We start from the raw sequence: 20,464 nt of genomic DNA on the forward strand, positions 1-20,464 counted from the left end.
GTCGTACAACGTGCAGCAACTGCCGGTCATCCTGACCGCGCCGAGCTTTCGAGCTGTACCGATTTCAGAGGTGATGCTATGCCGACGTACAAGGCGCCCCTGCGCGACATGAAGTTTCTGCTCAACGACGTGTTCGACTACCCGAAGCACTACGCGTCCCTGAAGGCGGGAGAGAACGCCACGCCGGACATTGTCGACGCCGTCCTGACCGAGTGCGGCAAGTTCTGTGAGGAAGTGCTGAGCCCGCTGTACCAGAGCGGCGACGAGGAAGGCTGCAAGCTGGAGGATGGAGACGTCACCACGCCCAGCGGCTACAAGGAGGCCTACCAGCAGTACATGATGGGCGGCTGGCAGGGTCTGTCCGCACCGGAAGAACTGGGTGGCCAGGGCCTGCCTGCTTCCATGGGCCTGCTCAAGCAGGAAATGATGGGCACCGCCAACTGGCCGTTCAGCATGTACCCGGGCCTATCTCTCGGCGCGATGAACACCATCCAGCTGCACGGCAGCGATGAGCAGAAGGCAACCTACCTGGTACCGCTGACCGAAGGCCGCTGGGGCGGCACCATGTGCCTGACAGAGCCCCAGTGCGGTACCGACCTGGGCCAGGTGAAGACCAAAGCCGAGCCCCAGGCGGACGGCTCCTACAAGGTCACCGGCACCAAGATCTTCATTTCCTCCGGCGACCACGACCTGACCGAGAATATCGTCCACGTGGTCCTCGCCCGCCTGCCGGACGCGCCGAAAGGCACCCGGGGCATTTCCCTGTTCATCGTGCCCAAGTTCCTGCCGGACGCCAGCGGCGGCGTGGGTGAGCGTAACGGCGTCACCTGCGGCAGCCTTGAGAAGAAGATGGGGATCAAGGCCTCGGCCACCTGCGTCATGAACTTCGACGACGCCAAAGGCTTCCTGATCGGTCCGGAAAACGAAGGCCTGAACTGCATGTTCACCTTCATGAACACCGCCCGCATCGGCACCGCCATCCAGGGCGTCGGTCCGGCCGAGCTGTCCTATCAATGGGCGCTTGAGTACGCCAAAGAGCGGCGCTCCATGCGCGCGTTGTCCGGCAAGAAGGAACCGGATCAGGTGGCGGACAGCCTGATCCACCATGCCGACGTGCGGCGCATGCTGCTGACCCAGAAGGCGATCGCCGAGGGCGGCCGCGCCATGCTCTATTACTCGGCGCGCCTGGCCGACCATATGGTCGAGGGTCACCTGGAAGGGGACGATAAGAAAGCAGAGACCTACGACGACAAGCTCGGCTTCCTGACCCCGATCCTCAAGGGCTTCCTGACGGAGATGGGCTACGAGGCGGCCAACCTGGGCGTGCAGGTCTTCGGTGGCCACGGTTACATTCGCGAGCACGGCATGGAGCAGATCGTGCGCGACACCAAGATCGCCACCCTCTACGAGGGCACCACCGGCATCCAGGCCCTCGACCTGCTGGGCCGCAAGGTGATGTTGATGACCCAGGGCGGGGCCGTGCGCGAGTTCACCCTGCGCATCTCCAACTTCGCGCGCAAGCACGTCACCAACAAGAAGCTGCGCCCCTACGCCTGGGAACTGCTGAAGCTGGCCGCCCAGTGGAACGTGCTGACGGTGCGTCTGATGCTCAACGCCCGCAAGGACCGTGACATGATCAGCGCCGCCGCCCACGACTTCCTGATGTTCAGCGGCTACGTCACCATGGCCTACATGTGGGCCCGCATGGCGGTCGTGGCGGCGGACAAGCTGGAGAACGGCGGCGAGGAATCCGAGGCCTTCTACGAGGCCAAGCTGGCCACCGCGGAGTTCTACTACGACCGTCTGCTGCCGCGGGCGCAGGCCCATGCCACCAGCATGCTCTCGCCCACCCGCAACCTGATGCAGCTGGATGCCGAGCACATGGCGTTTACCGACTGATTTATCGGCTCTTCAGGCCTTTTGATCCCGGCTCCGGCCGGGATTTTTCGTTGTGAAATCGAGAGGTGAAACCTGTTCCTGCGACCGCCGGCTCACTCAGCCCTTTTAGCCCACCTGCCTGGAGCGCCCTCTGCGGTGGTTCGACCGACGCACTCCGGTTATCCACAGCCAGCGTTCGCCCCCTCGAATAAAGCCAGGGTGGTCAGCCCCTCCCCACGCGCGCACCCCGTCCTTCCCTGCTATGCTCGAAAATGTGACCGGTGGTCACGATGGACATCGGCGAATCGCCATAATGATCCTGTAGTGATGTTGACGAGGGCTTTGCCACACCAGCCCCTCATACAGTGCCGAGAGGGATGGGCAGTGACCCGGCAGGCCGGCACAAGGCAAATCACAGGATCGGTTTGGCCGGTCCGTTATCGTGCATGTAGGGATACAGACCATGACCAGACTCCGCTCTGTCGCAGCCGCGTTAGTGACTCTCTGGGCAACCGTTGCCCTGATCGGCTGTGCATCCTCTCCGCCTCCATCCACCACATCCGTCACCCAGAAAAAAACCGAAGCTCATCCCGAAGGTCGGTACGAGGACCTCATCACCCTGGCCGTCACGGCCAATCAGGAATACCGGGTCACCATCGAGCGCACCCTGGCGGAAAAATTGATCGATCGGGGGTTTCAGGTCTCTCGCCTGGCCGACGACGACCTGCCCTGGGGGGATGTGGATAAGTTGACGGCAACTGTCACGGACCTGGCGTCCCGGGCGGGGGCCGACGGTATCCTGGTGACCACGTTGGTGCGCAAGGACGAAGAAAAGAACTACGTGCCGACGCAGGTGATCCAGAAACCCATGGTGGTCGGCGTCGGCGCCCATGCCCAGACTTACATGGATACTACGGTCGCACCGGGCTACTACCAGGAGCGCAAGGTCTACGTCCTGAAGACCACCCTGTTCGACGTGGACACCGGCGAACCGGTCTGGGAACTCTACTCCAACACCGTCAACCCGGGCTCGCTGCAACAGGCCGCCCGGGACTATGCCGTGGCGGTGGCGGAAGTCCTCAACCAAGATATCAGTCACAGCGAGTGAACCGATGATCAACCTGCGTAACGGCGTTCTTTCAATGCTGGTTGCCGGCACCCTGGCCGGCTGTTCCAGCCAGTCCCTGACCCTGGGCAGCAACGATCCCTGTACGGATCTGAAAGCGGTGGTGGCGGATTACTCCAGCGGCTTCTCCGATTTTCGTGGCAAAGCCAATCAATTCAACCTGCTCACGATCTATGCCGCCAAGCGGGAGCTCATCGAAGGCCATTGCGAAATCTGGGCCTGGAACCAGGCCGATGCCGCCTATGTGTGTACCGCCAACGCGCCCAACGTCGAAGTGGCCGACGCCCGCTGGGAGAAAGCCGATCGCGCGGTGAGTCAGTGCCTGGGAGACAGCTGGCAGCGCCAGGAGCAGGCACGTACCCGTGACGAAGACGCCGCCGGTCACCTGGTGCGCTACACCCGCGACGGGACGCCAGCGGTCATTTCCATCCACAGCATTGTCCGCAAAGGCGGCCCACGGGATCGCCTCTCCACCAGCCTCTACGTCGGCAGCCCCGCCCGGGTTAATGAACTGACGCAATAAGTCAGTCTCCAAACTTGGCGAAGCTTGTGGAAAAGTGAAGCAAACCCGCCCCTGGAAAGGCGTTCATAGGGTTATTCACAGGGCCAATCGACCGGTTGCGTGCCGTAACCGACACCTCAACGCACACACAAAAAAGGCACCCGAATCGCCCCGGGTGCCTTTATCAACTATAGCGCCGGCTGATCAGAGACCGTACTTGTCCTCGATGGCCTCGTACATGCCGTTCTCGTGAATCTTCTTCAGCCCTTCCTTCATCTTTTCGACGACCGCGTCCGGCGTGGATTTGTTGATCGCCAGGTACAGGTCGGTCTTGTTGAAGGAGTACACCGGCTTCAGACCTTCCACATCCTGCTGGGATGCGAAGTAGGGGCCGGCCAGGCGGTCGGCAATCCACAGGTCGATCTGGCCCAGCTCGAGGCGTTTCGGGTTCAGGTCGTCGCTGTCCAACTGGGACACGGTGTAACCACGCTTGAGCAGGTACTCGGTCATGACGTCACCCCGGTAGCCGCCGATGGTTTTGCCTTTGGCGTCTTCCAGGCTGTCCATCTTGATGTTGCTGTCGGCGCGGGCAAAGATCGTCCACAAGTTATGGGTGAGCGGTCCGACCCACTTGAACAGGGGCGCACGATCCTCGGTGTAGGTGGTGCAGAAAATACCGTGGTTCTTCTTCTCCAGGACGCGGTTATAACCATAGTCCCAGTTCCGCAGCTTCATACGGTATTTCAGATCCGTCTGGGCCATCAGGGCCTTGACCATTTCGGCACAAATACCGTCGATGTCCTCACGCTTATGCTCGAACGCACGACCCGAGGCGCTCATGTTATAGGGAGGGAAGTTCTCGGTGTAGAAATACAGCTTGTCGGGATCTGCCGCCTGGACGCCGGCGGATGACACCAGAGTCAGGGCGAACAGGCACAGGGCGAGCACGTTGCGCATCGGGGAACCTCTCCGTCGATTGTGTTTTTTGGCGAACCGCTCCCGGTCCGTCCGGATTATAAATCGGCGGAAAGTCTACCTTACTCTGGGGTTGCTCTTCGTTGGTTACGCTGTTCGTTTTTGTAAAGCAAACAGAAAATAACCCGCTGAATCAATAAGTTAATTCCGTTTCACGAATGAACCAGCAGGCAGTGCCGTCGCTACAGTCCGTACTTGTCTTCGATGGCCTGGTACATGCCGTTCTCGTGGATGGCTTTCAGGCCGTCCTGCAATTTCTGGACGACGGCATCGGAGGTGTCCGGATTCATCGCCAGGTAGAGTTCCGTCTTGTTGAAGGAATAGGCCGGAATGAGCCCCTCCACATCCTGCTGGGAGGCCACGTACGGACCCGCCAGACGGTCTCCGATCCAGACATCGATCTGCCCCAGCTCCAGGCGCTTGGGATTCAGGTCGTCGCTGTCCAGCTGCGACACTTTGAAGCCGTGCTTTTCCAGGTAGACGGTTTTGACGTCGTTGCGGTAACCGCCGATGGTCAGCCCGCGGATGTCGTCCAGACGGTTGATCTTCAGCTTCGAATTGGCCGCGGTGAAAATGGTCCACAGGTTGTTGGTCAGCGGTCCAACCCACTTGAACAGCGGCTTGCGGTCATCGGTGAGGGTGGTGCAGAACAGGCCGTGATTCTTGTGGTCGAGCACCCGCTTGTAGCCGTAGTCCCAGGTTCTCAGCTTCATGCGGTATTCCAGGTCGGTGTGCGCCATGATCGCCTTGACCATTTCGGTACACAGGCCGTCGATATGGTCCCGATCGTGTTCGAAGGCCCGTCCGGACCCGCTCATGTTGTAGGGCGGGAAATTTTCAGTGTAGAGGTACAGCTTGACCGGATCCTTGTCGGCGGCCTGCAGGCCGGCCATTGGCAGGACCAGGGAAAGCAGTAGCGAGCAGAAAGCGAGTATCTTGCCCATGACGTGGTTCTCCAGGGTGCATCACATTCACAAACGCTTTGCACAGACCAAGCCACTTTCAGTGGATTGACGTAACCCCGCCCGGCCACAGGCTTTTTCCGGACACAGGGCCGGTTACACAAGATAACATATTGAATTTATGGGCAATCCTGGTGCCACCCGAGCCATTTGGGGGCACCGGATTAGGGGTCACTTGCCGATGCAGAAGCTGCTGAAAATCTTGCCCAGCAGATCGTCCGGTGTCATGGCGCCGGTGATTTCGCCGAGCGCATCCTGGGCCTGGCGCAAATCCTCGGCCAGCAGCTCGCCGGCACCATAGCCCTCCAGTTGGGCCTGGCCCTGCTGCAGGGACGCCTGGGCCTGCTCCAGCGCCACCAGGTGACGGCGCCGGGCCAGGAAACCGCCTTCAGTGGTGGTGGCGTAGCCCATGCACGCTTTCAGGTGGTCACGCAGGGCCTCGATGCCGTCACCGGACTTGGCCGCAATCCGGACCACCGGCACCGGGCCGTTTTCATCCAGGCCCGCCGCTTCCCCGGACAGGTCCACTTTGTTGCGAATCACGGTCAGGGGTGCGCCAGTGGGTAACCTGTGGATAAAGTCGGGCCAAATGGCCTCCGGATCCACAGCATCGGTGGTGGTTGCGTCCACCATCAACAGGATACGGTCGGCCTGCTCGATCTCCTCCCAGGCGCGGGCGATGCCGATTTTCTCCACTTCGTCGGGGCTGTCCCGCAAACCCGCCGTATCGATGACGTGCAAGGGCATCCCGTCGATGTGGATATGTTCGCGCAGGACATCCCGCGTGGTGCCTTCGATGGCGGTGACGATGGCGGCTTCACGGCCGGCGAGGGTATTCAGCAGGCTGGATTTGCCGGCATTGGGGCGCCCGGCAATCACCACCCGCATACCATCCCGCAGGATCGTACCCTGCTGGGCCTCGACCAGGATGCGGTCGAGATCGTCCATGATGGTCTGCAGGTCGCCAGCCACCTTGCCGTCGGCCAGGAAATCGATCTCCTCCTCGGGGAAGTCGATCGCGGCTTCCACATAGATCCGCAGGTGGGTGAGGGCCTCGACCAGGACGTCGATCCGCTGGGAGAACGCCCCCTGCAACGATCGCATGGCGCAGCGCGCCGCCTGCTCCGAGCTGCTTTCGATCAGGTCGGCGATGGCCTCGGCCTGGGTCAGGTCCATCTTGTCGTTGAGGAAAGCCCGTTCCGAGAATTCACCCGGCCGGGCCAGCCGCGCGCCCCGCTCACAGACTTCCCGCAACAGCAGATCGAGAATAACGGTGCCCCCATGCCCCTGCAGTTCCAGCACGTCTTCACCGGTAAACGAATGCGGGTTGGGGAAAAACAGGCCGATGCCTTCGTCGATCACCTGACCGTCGCCGCCGAGAAAGGGTCCGTAGTGGGCATAGCGGGGTTTTGGATCCAGGCCCAGCAGTTGACGGGCAATGGGCCCGGCCAACGGTCCGGAGACCCGGATGATCCCCACACCGGCCCGGCCGGGTGCGGTGGCGATTGCAGCTATGGTGTCGTTTACAGTCATCGGTGCTCTTTCGGCTGGAACAGGGAAACCGTTTTCAGCATCCTAAACGAAAACAGGGCTCCGTGCGGAGCCCTGTCTCGGTTCAGTGGTGAAGGATCAGGACTTGTTGCCGATCCCTTCCGCCTGGATCTTGCGAGTGATGTAATACTGCTGGGTAATCGACAGTACGTTGTTCACCAGCCAGTACAGGACCAGACCGGCCGGGAACCACAGGAAGAAGATGGTAAAGACGAACGGCATCGCCTTCATCACCTTGGCCTGCATCGGATCCGGCGGCGTCGGGTTGAGGCTCATCTGTACGAACATGCTGATACCCATCAGGATCGGCAGCACGAAGTACGGGTCCATCACAGACAGGTCGTGGATCCACAGGAAGAACGGCGCGTGGCGCAGCTGCACACTTTCAAACAGAACCCAGTACAGCGAGATAAACACCGGCATCTGTACCAGGATCGGCAGACAGCCGCCCAACGGATTGATCTTCTCGCGTTTGTACAGCGCCATCATTTCCTGGGACATGCGCTGCCGGTCGTCGCCGTAGGTTTCCTTGAGCCGCTGCAACTGGGGACCGACCGCACGCATGCGCGCCATGGACCGGTAGCTGGTGGCAGACAGCTTGAAGAACAACGCCTTGACGGTGCAGGTCAGCAGGATGATCGCAATACCCCAGTTGCCGAAGATGCTGTGGAACCAGTTCAGAACGACGAACAGCGGTGTGGCGATGAAGAACAGCCAGCCGAAGTCGACCGTGCGGTCCAGGTTCGGGGCCACGTTTTCCAGGCGATCGATGATCTTGGGGCCGACGTAGGCGCGCGCTCCGATTTTTGCCTGCTCGCCCGGAGCGACCGTTGTGGCGCTGCTGACAAAGCCCATCACATTCAGGTTGTTACGCTGAGTGGTCTGGTACTTGTGCTTGGTGTCCGGATCCGGAATCCAAGCGCTGAGGAAGTAATGCTGCAGGAAAGCGACCCAGCCGCCTTCCGCGGTCTGGCTGATGGGCGTCTCCTTGAGATCGTCCAGGCTGTACTTCTCGTAAGGGTCTTCGTTAGAGCTCAGCACCATACCCAGGAACGAGCGGATGCCAACGCTCTTCTGAGCCGTGGGATCCGGGCTGCTGTCCCGCACGATCTTGCCGGCAAAGTTCGCCTGCCAGGGCTTGTCGGACTGGTTGTCGACCAGGTACCGGACGTCGATCTCATAGCTGTCGCGCTTCAGGGTGTAGCGCTTGGTGATCTTGACGCCTTTGTCGCCGCTGTAGGTCAGGTCAACGGTGAGGGTGTCCGTCCCGTCGGCCAGCGTGTATTGGGTCTGCGCGGCCGAGTAGGTGGGTACCGACCCGTTGCTGGGGGAATCAATCCCGTCGCGACCAATCAGGCTGCTTTCCATCACATAGGTGCGGGTCGCGTTGTTCTGCAGCAGCTCCAGGGGATTGGGCTTGTCCAGGGATTCCTTGTACTTGAGCAGGGACGCACGGGTGATGTTACCGCCCTGGAGGTTGATGCTCAGATCCAGGACATCGGTCCGGATATCGATCTTCTGGCCGTTATCGGCGGCCTTGACGGCGGAGCCTTCAACCTGGGTCTGGCCCTGATCTTCAGGGGTGGCGAACTCGTTGTCCGCTGCCTGGCTGTTGGCCTGCTGCTGCCCGGAATCCGAGGACAGCGAGGGGGTCGACCCGTCGGTCGCCTGTTGGCTTTGTGCCACCGGCTCAGTGGGCGTCTGGTGATAATCTTCGTTCCAGGCGAGCACCATCATGTAACTGACAATGGCAAGGCCTACCCAGAGGATCGTGCGCTGAATATCCATAGGTTAATGTGTCGGCTGTTTTGTTTGGTAAGAACAATGTGTGTGGTGCTCGTCCTGGCCGTGATCGTGGCCGCACACCGACGGTACCGGATCATATCCTCCCTCGGTCCACGGATGACAGCGCAAGAGCCGTCGAATCGTCAGGTAGCCGCCGCGCAGAATACCATGTCTTTCAATCGCTTCCAGTGCGTAAGCGGAGCAGGTGGGGTAGTGGCGGCAGTGTGATGCCATAAGGGGACTGATGGCATACCGGTAGAGCCGGACCGGGAGGAGGACGAGCTGTCGTATCATGAGATCCGGTACCCCTGGTCAGCCGGAGGCAGTATCCGCTCGTTGGGCCTTGCGCCGCAAGCGCTGCCACAGCTCATTGAGAATTCGATGAGTGGCCGGGTTGTCGAGTTCAGCCAATCCCTGCCGCCCGAGGACCACGATGTCCATGGCGGGCAAATCCGTTTGCTGGCGAAACGTTTCGCGCACCAGCCGCTTGATGCGGTTGCGCTGGACGGCCAGCTTCAGGTTTTTCTTGGAAAAAATCAAACCAATCCTGGCGTGCCCGAGAGTGTTGGGCGTCGCCAGGATCAGGAAATGCCGGTGAGGCACTCGGACAGTGACCTGACTGAACACCCCGCTGTAATCACGGGGTTTGAGCAGACGGTCCTGCTTGGTAAATCGCCGGTCCGGCATCGGTACCTGTCAGTCTGAATCAGGCAGACAGGCGGGCACGACCTTTCGCACGACGACGGGCAATAACCTTGCGGCCGTTGGCAGTGGCCATACGGGCACGGAAGCCGTGAACGCGCTTACGCTTCAGGACGCTGGGTTGAAACGTTCTTTTCATGATGTCGATCTCACACTGGTGATGTATGTAAAACGGAATCCGGGTTCTGGCTGCCAATTACCGGTGGCCAGCACCGGTTCCGGGAATCGTTCGATCCCTGGAAACCTGTCAAAAAATGAACAGCCAAAATAGGAGCGGGATTTTAGACAAATGGGTCCGGGAATTCAATCGTTATGGTTCCAGGATGCGGGATTTACTGAGCTGGGTCTCGAGGAGACGGTTAAGCGGAGAGATTCCGGTGTGATCACAGGCGTCACCAACAATAACTTCATAAAGTCTTTTCCTTATTTAAAAGAATTTAAGACAGTTACTGTTACTGTTAGTCACCCGCTTTTCTGTGGAAAACCAATAAATATCCTTTTACATCAGTCAACTGTCAGCTTTAGAAGCCTGGGTGTAACCCACCCTGAGCTCTGGGGAAAACCGGTCGTTGAAATGGGGATAAGTAGTGGTTGCTCTCCGGCATGGAGTTGTTCATGGATTCGGACTCAGGTTACTCACAGCGTTGTTGACGGGATAACCACAGACTCTTGTGGAAAACTTTTTTTAGGGAATTTCTGTACACAAGCCAGTGTGTAAGTTGTTAGTTTGTTGATATTTAAATTAAAAGATATTCACAGGGTGTTTATGGCCTGGTTGGAAGGTCTTTTTTTGGTGGCCTTCAGCGCGTAAAATGAGCGGCTATTCAGGCTTTCCATACGCGTCCATTGCTGTTGCCTCTGGATAACTCGCGCTCGTGCGATGTTGTCAGGGATCGTTTTGTGCATAACAAGATGCTCCAGGTTCCGTCCGGCAACGTGATGACGCGATAAGAAGAAAGCGGTCCGTTTTTTTATCGTCCTTGAATCAGGGATTGGATACGCATTGGAGGCAGGCTTTCGTGCCGCAGAGTATCTGGCATCAGTGTCTTGACGTGCTGAGGGACGAGTTTCCCGCACAACAGTTCAATACCTGGCTTCGTCCCCTGCAGTCTGATCACCGGGAGGACCAGCTGTTGCTGTTCGCCCCAAACCGGTTCGTGATGGACTGGGTCAATGAGAAGTACCTGCGTCGGATCGAGGAGGTGCTCAAGGACCTGCAGGGCGGTCAGGCGCCACGTATCAATATGAAGGTGGGTTCGGCGCCGGTACAGAGTGAACCGGTCAAGCGAGCCGCTTCTCCGCCACCTGTTAACGGTCACGACGAGAATGCCGGTCCGGTCAGTGAAGAAGAGAAAGGTGTCGCGGCGACCGTGGTGGATCGTCCGTCGCTGTCGTCGCCGGCCAGCAACAGGACCAGACCGGCCGCCGCGCCAACCCCGACACCGGCCGCCCCCGAACGTCGCCGGGTGCAGGTCGAAGGCGATATCAAGCACCAGAGCTTCCTGAACGAGAGCTTCACCTTCGAGACGTTTGTCGAGGGTAAGTCCAACCAGCTGGCGCGGGCGGCGTCGATGCAGGTGGCGGAGAACCCCGGTGGTGCCTACAACCCGCTGTTTCTTTATGGTGGCGTGGGCCTCGGTAAAACCCACCTGATGCATGCGGTGGGGAACGAGATCGTGCGTCGTAACCCGCGGGCCAAGGTGGCTTACCTGCGTTCCGAGCGGTTTGTGGCCGATATGGTCAAGGCGCTTCAGCTGAACGCCATCAATGAGTTCAAGCGCTACTACCGGTCGGTGGATGCGCTGCTGATCGACGATATCCAGTTCTTTGCCCGCAAGGAGCGGTCCCAGGAGGAGTTTTTCCACACCTTTAACGCGCTGCTTGAAGGCGGGCAACAGGTCATCGTCACCTGTGACCGGTTCCCCAAGGAAATTTCCGATATGGAGGAACGGCTCAAGTCGCGGTTTGGCTGGGGCCTGACGGTGATGGTCGAGCCGCCGGAGCTGGAAACCCGGGTGGCGATCCTGATGAAAAAGGCGGAACAGGCGAACGTTCGCCTCAGTAGCGAAGCCGCCTTCTTTATTGCGCAGAAAATTCGATCAAACGTGCGGGAGCTTGAAGGGGCGTTGCGTTTGGTGATAGCGAATGCTCACTTCACCGGGCAGGAGATCACCCCGCCGTTTATTCGCGAAAGCCTGAAGGACCTGTTGGCACTGCATGAGAAGCAGGTCAGCATCGACAATATTCAGCGCACCGTGGCAGAGTACTACAAGATCAAGGTGGCAGATCTCCTGTCCAAGCGGCGCACCCGCTCGGTCACCCGTCCCCGTCAGGTGGCGATGTCCCTGGCCAAGGAACTGACCAACCACAGCCTGCCGGAAATCGGCGATGCCTTTGGCGGGCGCGATCACACCACGGTACTGCATGCCTGCAAGAAGATCGTTGAATTGCAGGAATCGGACGCCAATATCCGGGAAGACTACCAGAATTTCATGCGGTTACTGACAACCTGATCCCATTGCGTATCCTATAACTCTCAACCGACAAGCAGAATCCGAGTGCCATGAAACTGACGATCAGCCGAGAATCCCTTCTTACCCCGCTGCAATCCATTGCCGGCGTGGTGGAACGCAAACAGACAATGCCGGTCCTGTCCAACGTGCTGCTGGTAGCCGAGGACAACACGCTGACCCTGACCGGTACCAACATGGAAGTGGAGCTGGTTGCGCGGATTACGCCCGTGCATGTGGATCAGCCGGGGCGTATCACCGTACCCGCCCGCAAGCTCTCGGACATCTGCCGGGCATTGGGTGACGAAGCCCCGATCGAGCTGAACCTGGAAGGGGATCGGCTGCACCTGCGCGCCGGGGCCAGTCACTTCACCCTGTCCACCTTGCCGGCCGAGCACTTCCCCAACGTGGAAGACGATGAGGAAAGCTTCCGGCTGGAGTTGGCCCAGGCGGATCTGCGCAACATGCTGGACGCTACCGCGTTCGCCATGGCTCAGCAGGATGTGCGCTACTACCTCAATGGCCTGCTGCTGGAGGTGGATCCGGAGCACCTGCGGGCGGTGGCGACGGACGGGCACCGTCTGGCGCTGTCCGGGCTGGGTGTGGCCACCGGCATCAGCGAGCCGCGGCAGGTGATCGTGCCGCGCAAGGGCGTACTGGAACTGGCACGACTGCTGGACGATGTGCAGACGCCGGTAGCGCTGGTCTTCGGTGACAATCACCTGCGGGCGACGGTTGGCGCTTACACCTTTACCTCCAAGCTGATCGAAGGCAAGTTCCCGGACTACAATCGCGTGATTCCGCGGGGCGGCGACAAGACCGTCATGGCCGATCGCACCACTCTGAAGAATACGCTGCAGCGGGCCGGTATCCTGTCTCACGAGAACATTCGCGGTATCCGGCTGAGTCTGGCCCCGGGTGAACTGCAGATCTTCGCCAATAACCCGGACCAGGAACAGGCCGAAGACGCCATGTCGGTGGACTACCAGGGTGAAGGTTTGCAGATCGGCTTTAATGTCGGCTACCTGGTGGACGTTCTGAACGCACTGGACGAAGAGCAGGTCAAGATCACCCTTTCCAATCCCAACAGCAGTGCCCTGATCGAGGCCCAAAATGACCCCAGCTGTCTGTATGTGGTCATGCCCATGAGGCTGTAAAGTAGAGGCTGGGCACACCGGGGGATTGCAGCCGCGATCCCCTTAGCTTATTAAAGGAGGCAGTCTGCTATGGTGGTGAACGGCATCAAGGGTGCGCTGCGCATCGGTCAGACGCTGACGGTGCTGAGTCGCACAGGCATTAACTGGTTGCGAGGGGATCGACCGCCTACGCCTCGCCTGCTGCGCCAGACGTTCGAGAATCTGGGCGCCACCTACATCAAGCTCGGCCAGTTCATCGCCAGCTCCCCCACCTTCTTTCCTGCCAGCTATGTGGAAGAGTTCCAGCAGTGTCTGGATCGCACACCGGCCCTTCCCTTCAGCGTGATGCGCCGGATCCTGCAAGACGAACTCAAGGTGCCTCTGGAATCCATCTATGCCGAGATCGGCCCTGTGCCGCTGGCGTCGGCGTCCATAGCCCAGGTGCATGCGGCGACGCTCGTTTCCGGTGAGCAGGTGGTGATCAAGATCCAGAAACCGGGTGTGGAAAACATCCTGCTGACGGATCTCAACTTCCTCTACGCGTCGGCGCGGATCCTGGAAACCATTGCGCCGAAGCTGTCCTGGACGTCCCTGTCCGGGATCGTTGAAGAAATCCAGCGCACCATGATGGAGGAATGCGACTTCATCAAGGAAGCCAACAACCTCAAGACGTTCCGTCAGTTTCTGTTGGACACCCACAATACCGATGCGACGGTACCCCAAGTTTATGAACAGTGGAGTACTCGCCGGGTCCTGACCATGGAGCGTTTCTACGGCGTGCCGCTGACGGACCTGGAAACCATCCGTACCGTGACATCGGATCCGGAACGCACATTGATCACGGCAATGAACACCTGGTTCTCCAGCCTGACCCAGTGCGAGTTCTTCCACGCGGATGTGCACGCTGGCAACCTGATGGTCCTGAAAGACGGACGTGTCGGTTTTATTGATTTCGGTATCGTCGGGCGCATTCGTCCGGATACCTGGCAGGCGGTGTCTGATTTCATATCGGCGGTCATGGTGGGACAGTTTGAAGGGATGGCCGATGCCATGGTGCGAATCGGCGTCACTCACGAAACCATCGATGTGAATCAGCTGGCCGACGATCTGCGCCGGTTGTACAACCAGATGGACCGGATGGTGCCGGATACGCCGTACGCGGCTGAAGAAGCCGAGGACGAAGTGAATAACATCCTGATGGACATGGTGAAGATCGGCGAATCCCACGGTCTTCATTTCCCGCGGGAATTTGCACTGCTGATCAAGCAGTTCCTCTATTTTGATCGCTACGTTCATATCCTGGCGCCCGAGATGGATATGTTTATGGACGAACGACTGAATATGTTGCATTGACGTCGGTGCCCCGAACTCCAGAGGTACACAATCTGGATTGATTGATTAAAAGGTTCCACGTGGAACCTTTTTTTATGGGGTGAAGAACAGCTGGTGATGGTCAGGCAGCAGCCGAGCTCTCCCCGTGTTTCTTCGGCTTGCTGTCGGTGGGTTCTCTTAACCGAGGCGATGCTGCTGCCAAATCCAAACGCATGCGAGAGGTCGTCGTATTCGAAGGCAGTGTTGGTGGGGAGATCGTTAGGGATTCGGACTCGCGTTCAGTTCAGTTGTTTGATGTTGATTGTGAGGGCAATCCAACCTCTATGCGTGAGGCCTTGGAGATAGATTGCCAAGGCAAGCACGTCGATCCGACCTCCCTTAGTAGGTTTGGTGGCGGGCGCCGAGTTAACGCCCTGCCCCCCTGCCCCCCTGCCCTAAGCGGGCCGTAACCGGTAGACTACTCTTCTGTCTGGCTCATTGATCAGTTGGCCGATCTTCTGAATGTGTTGATCCTGAATGTCCTTGATCGGTGTTGCTCGGTCGTCTGGATGGCATGATGACAACGGCTAAAACGGTCTACGGTTTCAGCGCAAGGATCGGACTCGCCGATTTATGAATGGCTCAGCCGGACACTTATCTCATCCTCAACGGATCCCTGTGGTGCATGGCGCTTCTTAAATTACAAACCCAGCAATTCCGAAACCTCGCGCCCGTCGCCCTGTCCTTTTCCCCGTCCGTCAACTTGATTTACGGCGCCAACGGCAGCGGTAAGAGCAGTCTTTTGGAGGCGATCGCGTACCTCGGCTTAGGCCGATCGTTTCGGGTGAACCGGCACGAGGCCGTTGTACACCATGGATCGGAGAGCTTGACCGTATTCGGGGAAATTCTCGAAACGCCGACCAGTACGTTGCCTGGGGGCTCGTCGGACATCCACCGGATTGGTCTGTCCCGGGATCTGACCACCAAGGAGACCCGGCTTAAGGTCGATGGAGAGAGGGTGAGGAATCTATCCGCCATTGCCCGTCACCTCCCGGTATCGGTGATCGATCCGGGCACATTTGACATTGTGACCGGCGGACCCGGTAAGCGGCGCCAGTTTTTGGACTGGTCGGTGTTCCACGTGGAACATGGCTTTGCGTCGCTGTGGCAGCAGTTCCAGAGAGCGGTTTCCCATCGGAATAAAATTCTCAGAAATGGTAGAATTGACGAATCGCTGCTCAGGATCTGGGACAGCCAATACGTTGCGTTGGCGAACCAGGTGACTGAAGCCCGGCGCCGAGTGTTTGAGCAGTTCCAGCCATTGCTGCAAGCGGTCATCAGCGATGTGGAGGTGGCCTGGAGCGACGAGCTCAAGTTTGAGTTTTTCCCCGGTTGGGACCGGAAGGCGGATCTCGCGGAAGTGCTGATCAACCATCGCGAGCAGGAAGCCAAGATGGGCCATACCCTGTACGGGCCAAACCGGGCGGATGTGCGAGTGAAGTTTCAGGGCCGCCCGGTGGCGGAAACCCTGTCTCGAGGCCAGCAAAAAACCCTGGTTATTTTGATGAAGATCGCGCAGGGCCAGCTCCTTAGAGAGCACGCCCGGCAGTGCACTTTTTTACTGGACGATATCAACGCGGAGCTCGACGAGGCCCATCGACAGATGCTGGCCGGCAAGCTCCGCGACCTCGGCAGCCAGGTGTTCATCACCTCGATCGAGCCGCCCCGCCCGGATTTACTGTGGCGGGATCCCATGCCCGATTTCAAAGTGTTCCACGTGGAACATGGCGACTTTACGGAAGAATAAGATCTGCGCTTTAGGAGCGTCCGAATGACTACGTCGACTTATAATTCCTCCAGCATCAAGGTCCTCAAAGGGCTGGATGCCGTCCGCAAGCGTCCCGGTATGTACATCGGCGACACGGACGACGGCACGGGCCTGCATCACATGGTCTTCGAGATCGTGGATAACTCCATCGATGAGGCCCTGGCCGGTTTCTGCAGTGAAATCGGTATTGTCATCCACGCCGACGAGTCCGTGACCGTCCGGGATAACGGCCGGGGTATCCCGGTCGACATGCACGAGGAAGAAGGGGTATCTGCCGCCGAGGTCATCATGACCGTCCTTCACGCCGGCGGTAAGTTCGACGACAACACCTACAAGGTCTCCGGTGGTCTTCACGGCGTCGGGGTTTCTGTGGTTAACGCCCTCTCCTCCCAGCTGCGCCTGACGATCCGTCGGGACGGTACCGTCTGGGAGCAGACCTACCATGACGGCGTCCCCGACGCGCCGCTGTCAGCCAAGGGCGAAACCGACAAGAGCGGCACCGAGGTCCATTTCATCCCCTCGCCCGAGACCTTTACCAACATCGTTTTCCATTACGATATCCTGGCCAAGCGCCTGCGCGAGCTGGCCTTCCTGAACAGCGGCGTCCGTATCCGCCTGCAGGACGAGCGTACCGGCAAGGAAGACCTGTTCGAATACGAGGGTGGTCTGCGGGCCTTTGTGGAGCATCTGAACAACAACAAGACCCCGATCAACCGGGTCTTCCATTTCCTCCACGAGCGTGAAGACGGCATCGCGGTGGAAGTGGCGATGCAGTGGAACGACGCCTTCCAGGAAAACATCTTCTGCTTCACCAACAACATTCCCCAGCGCGATGGCGGTACCCACCTGGCGGGCTTCCGCGCCGCGCTGACCCGCTCCCTGAACAACTACATCGAGCAGGAAGGCCTGGGTAAGAAAGCCAAGGTCTCCACCTCCGGCGACGACGCCCGTGAAGGCCTGACGGCGATTATTTCGGTGAAGGTGCCGGATCCCAAATTCTCCTCCCAGACCAAAGACAAGCTGGTTTCCTCCGAAGTGAAGACCGCGGTGGAACAGGAGATGTACCAGAATCTGGCAGCGTATCTGGTCGAGCAGCCCAACGAAGCCAAGATGATCGTCAATAAGATGCTCGAAGCGGCCCGGGCCCGTGAAGCCGCGCGCAAGGCGCGGGAAATGACCCGCCGCAAAGGCGCGTTGGATATCGCTGGCCTGCCGGGCAAACTGGCGGACTGCCAGGAAAAGGACCCTGCCCTGTCTGAACTCTACATTGTGGAGGGTGATTCTGCGGGTGGCAGCGCCAAGCAGGGTCGCGACCGGAAGACCCAGGCCATCCTGCCGCTGAAAGGTAAGATCCTGAACGTGGAGAAAGCCCGTTTCGACAAGATGCTGTCCTCAGCCGAAGTCGGCACGCTGATCACCGCGCTGGGCTGTGGTATCGGTCGCGAGGAGTTCGATCCGGACAAGCTGCGCTATCACTCGATCATCATCATGACGGACGCCGACGTTGACGGCTCGCACATCCGCACGCTGCTGCTGACCTTCCTGTTCCGTCAGATGCGGGAAATCATCGAGCGTGGCCACGTCTTCATCGCCATGCCGCCACTGTACAAGATCAAACGGGGCAAACAGGAGCAGTACATCAAGGACGAGAAGGCGAAGGAAGCCTACCTCACGCAGACCGCTCTGGAAGGCGCCCAGTTCTATGTGAACCCGGATGCGCCGCCGATAGCCGAGTCCGCGCTCGAATCCCTGGTCAAGGAATACCAGACCGTGATGACCATGGTCGACCGTCTGGCCCGCGCCTACCCGGCCAAGGTTCTGGAGCAGATGATCTACAACAGCACCCTGACAGCCGACGACCTGCACAGCCAGGACGCGGTCACCCAATGGGTCGGTCGCCTGGGCGCGAGCCTGGAGCTGGATACCCGCACCGGCACCAAGTACGTGTTCTCCGTGCATGAGGACACCGAGCGCAAACTGTTCCTGCCCAAGGTGGATGTGTACGTCCACGGCATTCCTCAAAGCCACGTGTTCAATCACGAGTTCTTTGAGTCGGCCTCCTACGCGGCGATTGCCAAGCTGGGCGAGAAGCTGGACGGTCTGATTGAGGATGGGGCCTACATCCAGCGGGGTGAGCGCAAACAGGCGGTGTTGAGCTTCGAAGGCGGCCTGCAGTGGCTGATGAAGGAAGCGCAGCGGGGCCTGAGCATCCAGCGCTATAAGGGACTGGGCGAGATGAACCCGGAACAGCTGTGGGAAACCACCATGGATCCGGAAACCCGTCGGATGATGAAGGTCACCATTGAGGACGCCATCGCGGCAGACCAGATCTTCACGACCCTGATGGGCGACGAAGTGGAACCGCGTCGCGATTTCATCCAGACCAACGCCCTGGCGGTGACCAACCTCGACGTCTGATTCGTCACCGCGCCACGCGGACCTGCTTTTCGGTCCCATAAAAAAGCCCGGGTTGTCCCGGGCTTTTTTGTGTCTGGCGATCGGTCTGGGCTGCTGCCACTCACCCGATCACTGTGGGGCTACTGGCGGTTTTTCGATTCCTTTTCCTCATGGGCCGCCACCAGCGCCGGTGACAGCACCTCGTCCAGCTTGAATCCCGTAAGATTGCGGATCACTCGCCAGAGGTAATAGAAGATGGCGATCATCATCAGCATGGAGGGGATGGCGATCATCGGATAGCTGACCAGCGTCATCTGGCCCAGCTCTTCGTTGAAGGCGGGGGTGCCGGACGGACTGGTGACGATCCATTTGGCCAGTACGTAGTTCATGATCGAGGAAAACAGGAACGTGCCGGCAAAGTAGTAGCTGGCCCGCATCAGTCGGGATTCGAAGACGCCTTCGTTGCCCTTCTCCACCAGGGCATCGTGGATCTTGTCCACATCCAGGACGGTGCGGTTATAGAGCAGGGTGCGAACCAGGGGGTAGCGTGTCTTGGTGGATATCAGTACCGCCAGGCCGATGATCAGAGGCACAGCAGCTTCCTTGATGGCGAGCCACTGGGCATCCAGGTGCAGCAGACCGATACCACCGGTCAGCAGGATGCTGATCAAACCCAGCACCGCGATAAAGTTCTTCTTGCCGAACCGGATCAGTTCATACAACCCCCAACCCAGTGGAAACGCCAGCGCGACCAGGAGTGCGTTGGCGGATCCCAGATCCTGCTCACCGCTGAACTTCATCAGGATGACGGAGGGAATGACAATACTGATCAGCAGGTCGGCCCAGGGGCGCTGTTGTTGCTGGGGCGCTGGTGCGGCGGTCGACGTGGACTTCTGGTTCATAGTGCTTCGGGCCTGATTTCTGGAAGGGAATCGACAGGTCGTTGGAACCCGGTTTGGCTATAAGCAGTATAACGAAGAATGGCCCGAGAGGCGCACGCATGCAAGCCGTAAGGTGATACGGGTGAGGTTATCGTATGAACGAGCTAACTGATTGATCAGGAAGGGAAAAGCGGGAAAATGGTCGGCGTGGCAGGACTTGAACCTGCGACCCCTTCGTCCCGAACGAAGTGCGCTACCAGACTGCGCCACACGCCGAATTTGGGCGGTATTATACTGATGATTCGGAGGATTGCCAGCCCCCTGGGATGACTTTTCGTCTTTCGGTTTCCCGAAGGTCAGTGACCCGCCCCTTCCAGGAAATGATCCACAAACGCGGACAGATTCTTCCAGACCGTTACCGGCCCCAGAGGCGCCGTCTGGAGCTCTTTTTCGGTACGCCGCCCGTTACCCGTACGAACCAGCGCCGCAGCCTGACAACCGGCTGCCAGGCCCGCCTCCAGGTCCTTGCGGCTGTCCCCGACCATGATGGCGTCGTGAAGGTCGGCCAGGCCCAGTTGATCGCGGATATCCTCCAGCAGACCGGTACGGGGTTTGCGGCAGCGGCAGTCTTCGTCGGGGTGATGGGGGCAGTAGACGATGCAGTCCACCCGGCCCCCGAGCGCTTCCACCAACCGTTCCAGCTGTGCGTGCATGGCCTCGAGAATGAGGTGATCGTAGAAACCCCGGGCGATGCCGGACTGGTTGGTGGCCACCGCCACCTGATGCCCTGCCCGGGTCAGTCGCGCGATGGCGTCGATACTGCTGGCAATGGGCAACCACTCCTCGACCGAGCAGATGTATTCTCCGTGGTAACGGTTTATTACACCGTCACGGTCGAGGATGATCAGCACCGTGCGTGC

Annotated in this window: 17 protein-coding genes and 1 tRNA gene; 8 read left to right on the top strand and 10 right to left on the bottom strand. The window is 59.3% G+C overall.

Going from position 1 to position 20,464, the window contains the following annotated elements:
• Window positions 1-78 precede the first annotated feature (78 nt).
• The 3 genes from EB809_RS05800 (at window position 79) to EB809_RS05810 (ending at window position 3,527) form a co-directional block, all read left to right on the top strand.
• Window positions 79-1,899: an acyl-CoA dehydrogenase C-terminal domain-containing protein gene (locus EB809_RS05800; RefSeq protein WP_123633874.1), complete on the top strand. Its 1,821-nt coding sequence runs from the start codon at window positions 79-81 to the stop codon at window positions 1,897-1,899.
• A gap of 442 nt (window positions 1,900-2,341) precedes the next feature.
• Complete coding sequence (locus EB809_RS05805; protein ID WP_123633875.1) at window positions 2,342-2,986, top strand: hypothetical protein; 645 nt, start codon at window positions 2,342-2,344, stop codon at window positions 2,984-2,986.
• A 4-nt stretch (window positions 2,987-2,990) separates the two neighbouring features.
• Entirely contained in the window at window positions 2,991-3,527 is a 537-nt protein-coding gene (locus EB809_RS05810; RefSeq protein WP_223807831.1) for a hypothetical protein, read from the top strand.
• A gap of 183 nt (window positions 3,528-3,710) precedes the next feature.
• On the opposite strand, the gene EB809_RS05815 is transcribed toward EB809_RS05810, so the two are convergent.
• From EB809_RS05815 to rpmH, 7 genes are all read right to left on the bottom strand, one after another.
• A complete protein-coding gene (locus EB809_RS05815; protein WP_123633876.1) occupies window positions 3,711-4,463 on the bottom strand; it encodes a substrate-binding periplasmic protein in 753 nt (250 codons plus the stop codon).
• A 200-nt stretch (window positions 4,464-4,663) separates the two neighbouring features.
• Window positions 4,664-5,425 carry a substrate-binding periplasmic protein gene (locus tag EB809_RS05820; RefSeq protein WP_123633877.1) on the bottom strand — a complete coding sequence of 254 codons (762 nt, stop codon included), beginning with the start codon at window positions 5,423-5,425 and terminating at the stop codon, window positions 4,664-4,666.
• A 189-nt stretch (window positions 5,426-5,614) separates the two neighbouring features.
• Window positions 5,615-6,976, bottom strand: a complete 1,362-nt coding sequence (gene mnmE, locus EB809_RS05825) for a tRNA uridine-5-carboxymethylaminomethyl(34) synthesis GTPase MnmE (protein WP_123633878.1) — start codon at window positions 6,974-6,976, stop codon at window positions 5,615-5,617.
• Between the two features lie 96 nt (window positions 6,977-7,072).
• Window positions 7,073-8,782 (bottom strand): membrane protein insertase YidC, encoded by a 1,710-nt coding sequence (yidC, locus tag EB809_RS05830; RefSeq protein ID WP_123633879.1) that lies wholly within the window; start codon window positions 8,780-8,782, stop codon window positions 7,073-7,075.
• A gap of 3 nt (window positions 8,783-8,785) precedes the next feature.
• A complete protein-coding gene (gene yidD / locus EB809_RS05835) occupies window positions 8,786-9,070 on the bottom strand; it encodes a membrane protein insertion efficiency factor YidD (protein WP_123633919.1) in 285 nt (94 codons plus the stop codon).
• Window positions 9,071-9,091: 21 nt separating this feature from the next.
• Complete coding sequence (gene rnpA, locus EB809_RS05840) at window positions 9,092-9,466, bottom strand: ribonuclease P protein component (RefSeq protein WP_123633880.1); 375 nt, start codon at window positions 9,464-9,466, stop codon at window positions 9,092-9,094.
• A 19-nt stretch (window positions 9,467-9,485) separates the two neighbouring features.
• Complete coding sequence (gene rpmH / locus EB809_RS05845) at window positions 9,486-9,620, bottom strand: 50S ribosomal protein L34 (protein ID WP_004579611.1); 135 nt, start codon at window positions 9,618-9,620, stop codon at window positions 9,486-9,488.
• 880 nt (window positions 9,621-10,500) lie between these two features.
• Here rpmH and dnaA point away from each other — a divergent pair.
• From dnaA to gyrB, 5 genes are all read left to right on the top strand, one after another.
• On the top strand, window positions 10,501-11,994 hold the full coding sequence (gene dnaA / locus EB809_RS05850) for a chromosomal replication initiator protein DnaA (protein ID WP_123633881.1): 1,494 nt from the start codon (window positions 10,501-10,503) through the stop codon (window positions 11,992-11,994).
• Between the two features lie 50 nt (window positions 11,995-12,044).
• Window positions 12,045-13,148, top strand: coding sequence for a DNA polymerase III subunit beta (dnaN, locus tag EB809_RS05855; protein WP_123633882.1), 1,104 nt, complete (start codon window positions 12,045-12,047; stop codon window positions 13,146-13,148).
• Window positions 13,149-13,217: 69 nt separating this feature from the next.
• Window positions 13,218-14,480, top strand: coding sequence for an ABC1 kinase family protein (locus tag EB809_RS05860; protein ID WP_123633883.1), 1,263 nt, complete (start codon window positions 13,218-13,220; stop codon window positions 14,478-14,480).
• A gap of 643 nt (window positions 14,481-15,123) precedes the next feature.
• Window positions 15,124-16,245 (top strand): DNA replication/repair protein RecF, encoded by a 1,122-nt coding sequence (gene recF / locus EB809_RS05865; protein ID WP_123633920.1) that lies wholly within the window; start codon window positions 15,124-15,126, stop codon window positions 16,243-16,245.
• Window positions 16,246-16,269: 24 nt separating this feature from the next.
• The gene (gene gyrB, locus EB809_RS05870; RefSeq protein WP_123633884.1) at window positions 16,270-18,684 is read left to right on the top strand and encodes a DNA topoisomerase (ATP-hydrolyzing) subunit B; all 2,415 of its coding nucleotides are present in this window, start codon (window positions 16,270-16,272) and stop codon (window positions 18,682-18,684) included.
• Between the two features lie 119 nt (window positions 18,685-18,803).
• Here the strand turns inward: gyrB and EB809_RS05875 are convergent, their stop codons facing one another.
• The 3 genes from EB809_RS05875 to gmhB form a co-directional block, all read right to left on the bottom strand.
• Window positions 18,804-19,565 carry a VC0807 family protein gene (locus tag EB809_RS05875; RefSeq protein ID WP_123633885.1) on the bottom strand — a complete coding sequence of 254 codons (762 nt, stop codon included), beginning with the start codon at window positions 19,563-19,565 and terminating at the stop codon, window positions 18,804-18,806.
• Window positions 19,566-19,743: 178 nt separating this feature from the next.
• A tRNA-Pro gene (locus tag EB809_RS05880) sits at window positions 19,744-19,820 on the bottom strand.
• An 80-nt stretch (window positions 19,821-19,900) separates the two neighbouring features.
• Window positions 19,901-20,455 (bottom strand): D-glycero-beta-D-manno-heptose 1,7-bisphosphate 7-phosphatase, encoded by a 555-nt coding sequence (gene gmhB, locus EB809_RS05885; protein ID WP_123633886.1) that lies wholly within the window; start codon window positions 20,453-20,455, stop codon window positions 19,901-19,903.
• Between the last annotated feature and the right edge of the window lie 9 nt (window positions 20,456-20,464).

Source organism: Marinobacter sp. R17, from assembly GCF_003789045.1.
Lineage (GTDB): Bacteria > Pseudomonadota > Gammaproteobacteria > Pseudomonadales > Oleiphilaceae > Marinobacter_A > Marinobacter_A mangrovi.

What these genes read in the sequence shown, in the direction of transcription:
- dnaN (WP_123633882.1), top strand. Translation starts at nt 12,045, where the DNA reads ATGAAACTGACGATCAGCCGAGAATCCCTTCTTACCCCGCTGCAATCC.
- rnpA (WP_123633880.1), bottom strand. Translation starts at nt 9,466, where the DNA reads ATGCCGGACCGGCGATTTACCAAGCAGGACCGTCTGCTCAAACCCCGT.
- EB809_RS05875 (WP_123633885.1), bottom strand. Translation starts at nt 19,565, where the DNA reads ATGAACCAGAAGTCCACGTCGACCGCCGCACCAGCGCCCCAGCAACAA.
- recF (WP_123633920.1), top strand. Translation starts at nt 15,124, where the DNA reads ATGGCGCTTCTTAAATTACAAACCCAGCAATTCCGAAACCTCGCGCCC.
- EB809_RS05815 (WP_123633876.1), bottom strand. Translation starts at nt 4,463, where the DNA reads ATGCGCAACGTGCTCGCCCTGTGCCTGTTCGCCCTGACTCTGGTGTCA.
- EB809_RS05820 (WP_123633877.1), bottom strand. Translation starts at nt 5,425, where the DNA reads ATGGGCAAGATACTCGCTTTCTGCTCGCTACTGCTTTCCCTGGTCCTG.
- EB809_RS05800 (WP_123633874.1), top strand. Translation starts at nt 79, where the DNA reads ATGCCGACGTACAAGGCGCCCCTGCGCGACATGAAGTTTCTGCTCAAC.
- mnmE (WP_123633878.1), bottom strand. Translation starts at nt 6,976, where the DNA reads ATGACTGTAAACGACACCATAGCTGCAATCGCCACCGCACCCGGCCGG.
- gyrB (WP_123633884.1), top strand. Translation starts at nt 16,270, where the DNA reads ATGACTACGTCGACTTATAATTCCTCCAGCATCAAGGTCCTCAAAGGG.
- EB809_RS05860 (WP_123633883.1), top strand. Translation starts at nt 13,218, where the DNA reads ATGGTGGTGAACGGCATCAAGGGTGCGCTGCGCATCGGTCAGACGCTG.
- EB809_RS05805 (WP_123633875.1), top strand. Translation starts at nt 2,342, where the DNA reads ATGACCAGACTCCGCTCTGTCGCAGCCGCGTTAGTGACTCTCTGGGCA.
- yidC (WP_123633879.1), bottom strand. Translation starts at nt 8,782, where the DNA reads ATGGATATTCAGCGCACGATCCTCTGGGTAGGCCTTGCCATTGTCAGT.
- EB809_RS05810 (WP_223807831.1), top strand. Translation starts at nt 2,991, where the DNA reads ATGATCAACCTGCGTAACGGCGTTCTTTCAATGCTGGTTGCCGGCACC.
- rpmH (WP_004579611.1), bottom strand. Translation starts at nt 9,620, where the DNA reads ATGAAAAGAACGTTTCAACCCAGCGTCCTGAAGCGTAAGCGCGTTCAC.